General features: G+C 36.6%; 7 protein-coding genes. All 7 read left to right on the forward strand.

What is annotated here, in order from left to right; all coding sequences use genetic code 11:
- Positions 1–91 precede the first annotated feature (91 nt).
- On the forward strand, positions 92–811 hold the full coding sequence (locus tag M0Q20_RS10545) for a DUF695 domain-containing protein (RefSeq protein ID WP_295061705.1): 720 nt from the start codon (positions 92–94) through the stop codon (positions 809–811).
- A gap of 15 nt (positions 812–826) precedes the next feature.
- Positions 827–2,635 carry an MFS transporter gene (locus tag M0Q20_RS10550; RefSeq protein ID WP_295061722.1) on the forward strand — a complete coding sequence of 603 codons (1,809 nt, stop codon included), beginning with the start codon at positions 827–829 and terminating at the stop codon, positions 2,633–2,635.
- A gap of 2 nt (positions 2,636–2,637) precedes the next feature.
- Positions 2,638–3,822 (forward strand): saccharopine dehydrogenase family protein, encoded by a 1,185-nt coding sequence (locus M0Q20_RS10555; protein WP_295061708.1) that lies wholly within the window; start codon positions 2,638–2,640, stop codon positions 3,820–3,822.
- A gap of 3 nt (positions 3,823–3,825) precedes the next feature.
- Entirely contained in the window at positions 3,826–4,677 is an 852-nt protein-coding gene (locus tag M0Q20_RS10560) for an HDOD domain-containing protein (RefSeq protein WP_295061711.1), read from the forward strand.
- Between the two features lie 21 nt (positions 4,678–4,698).
- Complete coding sequence (gene nspC, locus M0Q20_RS10565) at positions 4,699–5,847, forward strand: carboxynorspermidine decarboxylase (protein WP_295061713.1); 1,149 nt, start codon at positions 4,699–4,701, stop codon at positions 5,845–5,847.
- A gap of 13 nt (positions 5,848–5,860) precedes the next feature.
- Positions 5,861–6,415, forward strand: coding sequence for a methyltransferase domain-containing protein (locus tag M0Q20_RS10570; RefSeq protein WP_295061716.1), 555 nt, complete (start codon positions 5,861–5,863; stop codon positions 6,413–6,415).
- An 80-nt stretch (positions 6,416–6,495) separates the two neighbouring features.
- A partial coding sequence (gene tpx / locus M0Q20_RS10575; RefSeq protein WP_295061719.1) for a thiol peroxidase occupies positions 6,496–7,052 on the forward strand: 557 nt, incomplete at its 3' end.

Here is a 7,052-nt window from a genome sequence, read left to right on the forward strand (position 1 = left end):
TATAAGAACGATAATTGTTATCATTACTTTTTTGAAGAAGGATTTTTTAGTTATCTTAGCTATAATTATAAAAAATAAAATGAAGTGAAATATGAGAGAAATATTTAGTAGAGTTGAAGAAGATATATTAGTAAATATAGAAGTAGAGGTTGATATAGAGGATTATAAAGACTCCTATATCTGGCTTTTTAGTCTCTTTGTAAAGCCAAGCAGTGTAGATGAAGAGAGTGAGGCTTTTGAGCAGTTTTTAGAGATTAAAGAGTCCAAGATTATTTTACTTGAGCATCAAAAAAAAGCAAAATATGTCGGCATGAGAGTTAATGAGGGTTGGTATGAGTTCTATTTTTATGCGAGAGATTCAAAAAATTTGCAAAATTTAGTCTCAGGTATATTAAAAGAGAGCAGCTATAAGCATGAGAGCAGTGTTGTAAAAGATGCAAAATGGGATTTCTACCATAAAAATCTTTTTCCAAGTGAGCTTGAGTTTCATCATATTCAGAGTCGGAGTATAATATTTCTACTTGAGCAAGAGGATGATGAGCTTTTTGCACCTAGAGATGTAGAGCATTATGTATCGTTTGATACGGCTACTCAAAAAGAGAGATTTCTAAAATCTGCGTTGACATTGGGATTTGAGTTTAAAGATGACATAAGCAGCGAAGAGTTTGAGTATGGGGCTGCTCTTGTAAAGTTTCATAATGTTACTTTGGAAGTGGTAATAGTGGTTGTAGAGGAGCTTTTTGAACTGATAAAAAAAGAGCATGGCTATTATGAGGGCTGGAGCACGACTTTAGCAGCAAAGGAAGATTAGTTTATTGTGAAAAAAATGTTTGCTATTGTCGGAGTTATAAACTACTTAGCAGTTGTTTTTTTAAATGCTTTTACGGATTTAGGGCATAAGATAATCATTCAAAATACAGTTTTTAAAATTTATGACGGAAGCACTCAGATTATTCTAACGGCAGTTGTAAATGCGCTCATGCTTCTCCCGTTTATCTTAATGTTCTCGCCTGCGGGTTTTTTGGCTGATAAGTTTGCTAAAAACATAGTTATGAAGTACTCATCACTTTTTGCAGTTGCTATTACGCTCATCATTACTTACTCTTACTACAATGGATGGTTTTTTACTGCATTTGCTATGACGTTTTTACTTGCACTCCAGAGTGCGATTTACGGACCTGCAAAGTATGGATATATAAAAGAGCTAGTCGGCGTTAAATTTATAACTGCAGGAAATGGGGCAGTTCAGGCTACTACTACCGCTGCAATTCTTTTGGGCATCATATTTTATACAGTGCTTTTTGAAGCCCTTCTTGGGGATGAGTTTAAAACAAAAGAGGATATTTTGCGCCATATTGCTCCTCTTGGGTGGCTTTTGGTTTTAGGCTCGGTCATAGAGTTTATTTTAGCTTCAAAACTCCCAAATAAGATGATAGAAGCAAGCAAAAGGGAGTTTAGATTTAAGAGGTACCTAAAGGGTGCTTATCTTCGGAAAAATATTATCATGATAAGAAGAAAAAAAGAGATATTTGATGCCATTATTGCACTTAGCCTTTTTTGGGCAATATCTCAGGTTGTTTTGGCGATTTTTGGCGAATATGCAAAGAGCAAACTGGGAGTTACAAATGCAATTGTAGTCCAAGGTATTATGACACTCTCAGTCATAGGTATAATTATCGGCTCAATTCTTGCTGCAAATTTTTCAAAATACTACATTAACACAGGACTCTCTGCAATAAGTGCAATAGGAGTTACGGTTATCTTGTTCTTGATCCCCTCAACCGGGTCCATACCGTTTTTGTCTGTAGAGTTTATCCTCTTTGGGCTATTTAGCGGAGCGCTGATTGTGCCTCTAAATTCAAAAATACAGTACCTTTCGTCAAATGTACATCTTGGAACAATTATAGCGGGTAACAATTTTGTTCAAACTATTTTTATGTTTGTTTTTTTAATGATAACAACACTCTTTGCATACTTTTTGGCAGATGCACAAATTCTATTTTACATTATGGGCATTGTCGGGCTTTATCTTGTGTTTATACTCTTTAAAAGATACTCTGTCATGGCATGCTGGGCGCTCTTTGAGACTCTTTTTAGAGTTAGGTACAAGTTTAACTATGAGGGGCTTCAAAATATCCCGCAAGATAGAGCGGTTATGCTCTTGGGCAACCATGTAAGCTGGATAGATTGGTTTGTCGTTCAGTTGCCGATTGAGAGACGAATTAACTTTATGATTGATAAGGATATATATAACTGGAGGCTATTTAACTGGGCTTTTAAGATTGCCCAATTGATACCGGTTTCAAAAAAAGCGTCAAAAGATTCGTTTATTGAAACCTCAAAGAGATTAAAAAATGGTAGAATAATAGCAATATTTCCTGAGGGAGAAATATCTAGAAGTTCTGATGTTGCAAAGTTTTACAGAGGTTACGAATATATAGATAGAGGTCAGGCGGTAATAGTACCTTTTTATATCGATGGTATATTTGGAAGCCTGTTTGCAAGGCATAAAGATGGAACAAAAAGGTGTTTTTTAAAAAAGAGGCAAATCAGAGTCTGCTTTGGAGAACCGATTGCCCAGGAGATTAAGGCGCAAGAGCTAAGAGACAGAGTTATGAAACTAAAAAGGATTTAGATTTGAGAACAACATTGATTATCGGTGCAGGCGGAGTAGGTCGCGTTGTTGTACATAAATGCGTACAAAATGCAGACGTTTTTGGAAAAATTGTTTTGGCAAGTAGAACTCTGCAGAGATGTCAAGAGATAAAAGATGAACTACCAGATGCAAATATAGAAGTAGCTACAGTAGATGCGGATAGTACAGATGATGTTATAAAGTTGATTAACGAGTGCAAGCCTGATATCCTTATAAATGTAGCTCTTCCGTATCAGGATTTAACTATTATGGATGCGTGTATTGCTACAAAAACTCCATATCTTGATACTGCAAACTATGAGCATCCTGATGAGGCTAAGTTTGAATATAAACTTCAATGGGCAAGAGATGAGAAGTTCAAAGAGGCAGGAATTATGGGGCTTTTAGGAAGCGGATTTGACCCAGGGGCGACAAATGTATTTTGCGCTTATGCTCAAAAACACTACTTTGATGAGATACACACCATAGATATTCTTGACTGTAATGCAGGTGACCATGGTTACGCTTTTGCAACGAACTTTAACCCTGAGATAAATCTTCGTGAAGTTTCGGCAAAGGGGAGATATTGGGAGAATGGAGAGTGGATAGAGACTGAGCCGCTTGAAATTATGCAAGTTTGGGATTATCCTGAAATTGGTCCAAAAGATAGCTACCTGCTTTACCATGAGGAGATGGAGTCACTAGTAAAGCACATCAAAGGTTTAAAGCGCATTAGATTTTTTATGACTTTTGGACAGAGTTATATAAAGCATATGGAAGTGCTTCAAAATGTCGGGATGCTTGGAATTGAGCCGGTTGAGCATAAGGGCATGATGATAACTCCCATAGAGTTTTTAAAGACACTTCTTCCAGACCCTGCATCACTAGGGGCTCGTACTAAGGGCAAAACAAATATCGGAATTGTTGCAGAGGGCATAAAAGATGGTAAAAAAAGAAAGATATATATCTATCAGGTAAAAGATCATGAGGAGTGTTACAGGGAGACAAACTCTCAAGGCGTCTCTTATACAACCGGTGTTCCTGCTATGATAGGCGCAAAACTAATGCTTGAGGGAGTATGGAGTGGAGTTGGAGTCTTTAACATGGAGCAGATGGACCCAGACCCTTTTATGGATGAGATGAATATACAAGGACTTCCTTGGCAGATAAAAGAGTTAGAAGCGTAGTATATGACTTTTAAGCATATAATATCAGATATTGAGTCACTTCCCCCACTCTCAAACACACCGTTTGTAATACAGCAGATATATAGCTGTGGCTCACAAAACATTGATATCATAAGGCTTGTAAAGGTTATAGAGGATGATGCGGCACTCGCTGCAAATATCCTAAAGATGATAAACGCGCCGATATACGGTTTTTCTAGAAAAATTGCCTCTATTTCGCAAGCTGTCACTCTTTTTGGAACAGATGAAATCTACGGTTTAGTATTAAAGTATGCGGTGGATAAAGAGTTAAAAGCAGATACCGAGATTTATGGTGTTGACAACAAGAGATTTAATGATATTTGTCAGCTTCAAAGTACTCTTATGATGCAGTGGTACTCAAGGGTAGACCTCAGACATGCACAATTTATGTCTCCGTTGGCACTTATCATGGAGTCGGGAAAACTTGTTTTAGCAAATGAAGTTCTCAAGAGTCACTACGCCGGTAAATTCGCCGTTGGATATAGAAATACAAAAAATGTTATTGAGTATGAGTATAGCCTGCTAGGTACAACTACATACTACTTGACTGCACTGCTTTTTGAGCACTGGATGTTAGAATCGCTCTATGTAGATATACTAAAAGGCTTAGATTTTGAAACGGATGCAAGCCCGAAAGTTAAATCCTATATAGACTCCTTAGATGCTGTAAGAGCTGCAGTAAATCCAAGAAGCGTCTTTACCAATGATTCAATAAAAGAGGCTTGCGAGATAGTTGAAGATATGGGGCTTGATGCAGATGATTTTGAGCATATTGCTCTAAGAGTAAAAGAGAAATATAATCAAGTTTTAATAAATAGAATGAGAAAAAAATAGTAAAAAAGTTTGGATAAAGTCATGGAAAAATTAGATCAGATAACTACCCCCTACTACATGTGTGATGAGTCACTTCTTCGCTCAAACCTTGAAATTTTAAACCGTGTTCAGAATGAGAGTGGAGCTAAAATTATTTTAGCTCTAAAGGGTTTTGCAATGTGGAGCACATTTCCTTTAGTCAAACAGTATCTAAAGGGATGCACGGCCAGCGGGCTACATGAGGCGCTTCTGGCAAGAGATGAGTTTGTAAAAGATGATGCAAATCTTGAAGTGCATACATATTCACCTGCGTACAAAGATGAGGATATTGAAAATATTGCACGTATCTCTGATCACATTGTCTTTAATTCGCCAAGTCAGTTATTTAAGTACCATGACATAGTCAAAGAGATAGATTCTGAAATAAGTCTCTCTTTAAGAATAAATCCCGAGCAATCCTCATCTCCAAAAGATATATATAATCCTTGCGGGCTATACAGCAGACTCGGAACTACACTTGCAAACTTTGACGAGAGGGTTTTGGAGTATATTGACGGACTCAATTTTCATGCGCTTTGTGAGCAAGATGTTGATGCCTTGGAGGATGTTTTGGAGGCTTTTGAGGCAAAATTTTCAAAATATTTTAAAAATTTAAAATATATTAACTTTGGTGGCGGGCATCACATAACTAAAGATGGTTACAATGTAGATAGACTTATTCGCACTATAAAAGAGTTCAGAAAAAAGTATGATGTTGATGTTTATCTAGAACCAGGTGAGGCTGTAGGATGGCAAGCCGGAGTGCTAGTAAGCAGTGTGCTAGATATAGTGCATAACGGTATGGATATTGCCATACTTGACACTTCAGCAGAAGCACATATGCCGGATACTCTTGCTATGCCTTATCGTGCTATGGTAAGAGGAAGCGGTGAAGCTGGAGAGAAAAGATATACATATCGTTTTGGCGGAAATACATGCTTAGCCGGTGATATAATGGGAGACTACTCTTTTGACAAGCCTCTTAAAGTGGGCGATAAAGTGATATTTGAAGATCAAATTCATTATACATTTGTAAAAAACACCACATTCAACGGTATAAAGTTACCATCATTGGCTATACTAAGAGAAGATAAAACTCTTGAACTTATAAAAGAGTTTGGATATCAAAATTATAAAAATAGACTATCTTAAAAAGGGGAAGTAGATGAAAGAAGATAAACAGAGATGGAATGAGAGATATTTAGACAATCCGATGCCTCAAAATGTTTCTCCTCTTCTGGAGAAGTATATTGAGCATGCAAAGGTAGGTCAAGCGATAGATGTGGCTTGCGGAACCGGAAGAAATACACACTATTTGGCGGATAGGGGATTTATCGTAGATGCTATCGATATATCGGATTATGCGCTTGATAAAGTCAGAGACAGTTCAACTATAAAAAGGATAGAGACTGATTTAGACAAATACAATTTGACTCCCAATAAGTATGATTTGATATTAAATATTAACTACTTAAATCGTCGTTTAGTATCCCAGATGAAAGATGCTCTTAAAAGTGGCGGAGTTTTAATTTTTGAGACATTTATAGTAGCTCATGGGGATTTTAACCTCCCAACGACAAACCTCGATTATTTACTTAGAAAAAATGAACTATTGCACTCTTTTATAGGACTCGATGTTATTTACTATGAAGAAAAAATAGATATAAATTTAAGGGGTGAGAGAATTAAAGTAGCATCATTGGTTGCTAAAAAAGCATAAATTTTTATTATAGTTTAATACTATTATGCTTTATAATTAGTTATAATTTGAAAATTTTTATGCAAGGGGGATTAAAATAGATGAAAAAATTACTTATGTTGTTTGTTTTTATGGCAACACTATTAACAGCAAGTGAAGTCACTATTGACTATAATGGGGAGATAGTACAAGTTAAGGGGAATTTTCCTAAAGTAGGAGCAAAAGCGCCTGTTGCTCGTGTTACAGAGCCAAACTTTGCTATAAAAACAGTTGGTGGAAAGAGTGATAGAGTTCAGGTTATTGCAACCGTACCCTCTATTGATACTCCGATTTGTTCGGCTCAATCTAAGAGGTTTGATGATGAGATAAAGCAGTTTCCCGGAGTGGATATGACTGTAGTTTCAATGGATCTTCCATATGCAGATGATCGCTTTTGCAAGGGACAAGGTATAAAAAATATCTCTATATCTTCAGATTTTGCTTATAGAGAAGTGGGCGAGAAGTATGGTGTAGTTGTTACGGACGGGGAGCTTAAAGGGTTGCTAATTAGAGCAATTTTTGTTATTGGAAAAAATGGAAGAATCGCCTATCAAGAGATAGTCTCAGATGTTGGACAAGAGCCTAATTACAATAAAGTAATGCAAGCTATTAAAACTGC

It is taken from the genome of Sulfurimonas sp. (assembly GCF_023229025.1).
Classification (GTDB): domain Bacteria; phylum Campylobacterota; class Campylobacteria; order Campylobacterales; family Sulfurimonadaceae; genus Sulfurimonas.